Annotated in this window: 3 protein-coding genes; 2 read left to right on the top strand and 1 reads right to left on the bottom strand. The window is 64.8% G+C overall.

The features are described 5' to 3' along the window. The coding region (locus MFF42_RS24165) for a hypothetical protein (RefSeq protein ID WP_238258393.1) at nucleotides 1–181 on the top strand (181 nt) is incomplete at its 5' end. Continuing rightward, the gene (locus MFF42_RS24160; RefSeq protein WP_238258391.1) at nucleotides 182–463 is read left to right on the top strand and encodes a hypothetical protein; all 282 of its coding nucleotides are present in this window, start codon (nucleotides 182–184) and stop codon (nucleotides 461–463) included. A gap of 586 nt (nucleotides 464–1049) precedes the next feature. Here MFF42_RS24160 and MFF42_RS24155 read toward each other — a convergent pair. Further along, the coding region (locus MFF42_RS24155) for an AMP-binding enzyme (RefSeq protein ID WP_444980425.1) at nucleotides 1050–1422 on the bottom strand (373 nt) is incomplete at its 5' end.

The following is a 1422-nucleotide window of genomic DNA, read 5'->3' as shown; positions in this document are numbered from 1 at the left end:
GGCGGCCTGCCTCGAGCGGCCCATCGTCAGCCGGGTGACCAAGGGTGTCGCCTCCGCAATCGGCAAGCGCCTCTCCGTCGACACGGACGGCGCCCTGCCCGATCGCCTCGCCTTCCTCGTGGATCGTCTCCAGGCCGGACCTCTCGGCCGCACCTCCCTCAAGCATCGTCGAGTTGCCTGAATGTCCAAGTTCGATCGTGCCCTCAACGAAGCCACCGTGGTCCCCTTCCCCGCCGCCGCCACCGAGGCGGTCGCCGACGAGAACGTCGCTTCGATCATCGAGGTGCTTCAGGATCAGCTCAAGCTCGCCCGCGAGGGCAAGCTGCGCTCGGTCGCCGTGGTCTCGGTCTCGAACGACGGCAGCGCCATCGGCACGCAATGGTCCTGCGCCCACGGCGACGTGGCGAGCCTGATCGGTAAGCTCACCGTGCTGTCCCACGACATGATGGCCGCGCGGAACTGATTCTTTCTTTCGATCGCTTCGGCTGGATGGGGGGCGGCACCTCGTGTGCTGCCCTCTTTGCTGTCGAACGTCCGGTGTTTTGCCGCGTCATCATAGGCGGCATGGCTGACAAGATACCGTCGAGACTTATCTGAGCCCGCTCGACCGCCGAGCTGCAGCGCTCGCACCGCACACCCCTGACGAGTATTCCAATTGCAATAAATGTTTTGATTGCACCTGCATCCAGGGCGCTCATATTGAGAGCGTTGGATGCAAACTTCCCGTTACGACGACCCTGCGGCTACGGGGCTTACGGCGACTTAGCCGATCGCCGTCCGTGAGTAGGCAGACGGGAAGGGGGTGAGCAATGTGCTGATGATTCCGCTTCTGCGGATCACGATCACAAAAAACCCGAGCGGTGAATGGTCTGTGACCATCACGCTCGGGTTCTTCTAACCTAGGTCCAACAAGACGGCCCACAGGTAGCCGCCTGTGGGCCCTCACCCATATTATGGGCCGCGGTTGCAGCGAAAGCAAACCACACTAGCGGCGAGCGTCAGCGAAGCGGATCCCGTCGCCGCGACGGCGACCGGACCGCCCGCGCGCCTCAAACCAGCCCGAGCTTCTGCGCCAGCCCGATGCGCTGGAGCTTGCCGGTCGCACCCTTGGGGATCTCGTCCAGGATCAGGATCTTGGCCGGCACCTTGAAGGCGGCCAGACGCTCGGAGGCGAAGGCGCGGATCTCCTTCTCGATCGCCTCGGCGCCCTCGCGCAGCACGATCGCGGCGGCGACGTCCTCGCCGAGCTTGTCGTGGGGCACCGCGAAGGTGACGCATTGCGACACCGCCGGGTGGTCCATCAGGATCTCGTCCACCTCGCGCGGGGAAATCTTCTCGCCGCCGCGGTTGATGATCTCCTTCAGGCGCCCGGTGATCGAGAGGTAGCCTTCGGGCGAGAGCACGCCCTGGTCGCCGGTGCGG

Origin of the sequence: Methylorubrum podarium (genome assembly GCF_022179745.1) — a bacterium.
Taxonomy (GTDB): Bacteria; Pseudomonadota; Alphaproteobacteria; order Rhizobiales; family Beijerinckiaceae; genus Methylobacterium; species Methylobacterium podarium.
This window is presented reverse-complemented; position numbering and strand designations above follow the sequence as displayed.

Coding starts and splice junctions, on each gene's coding strand:
- MFF42_RS24160 (WP_238258391.1), top strand. CDS start 182: ATGTCCAAGTTCGATCGTGCCCTCAACGAAGCCACCGTGGTCCCCTTC.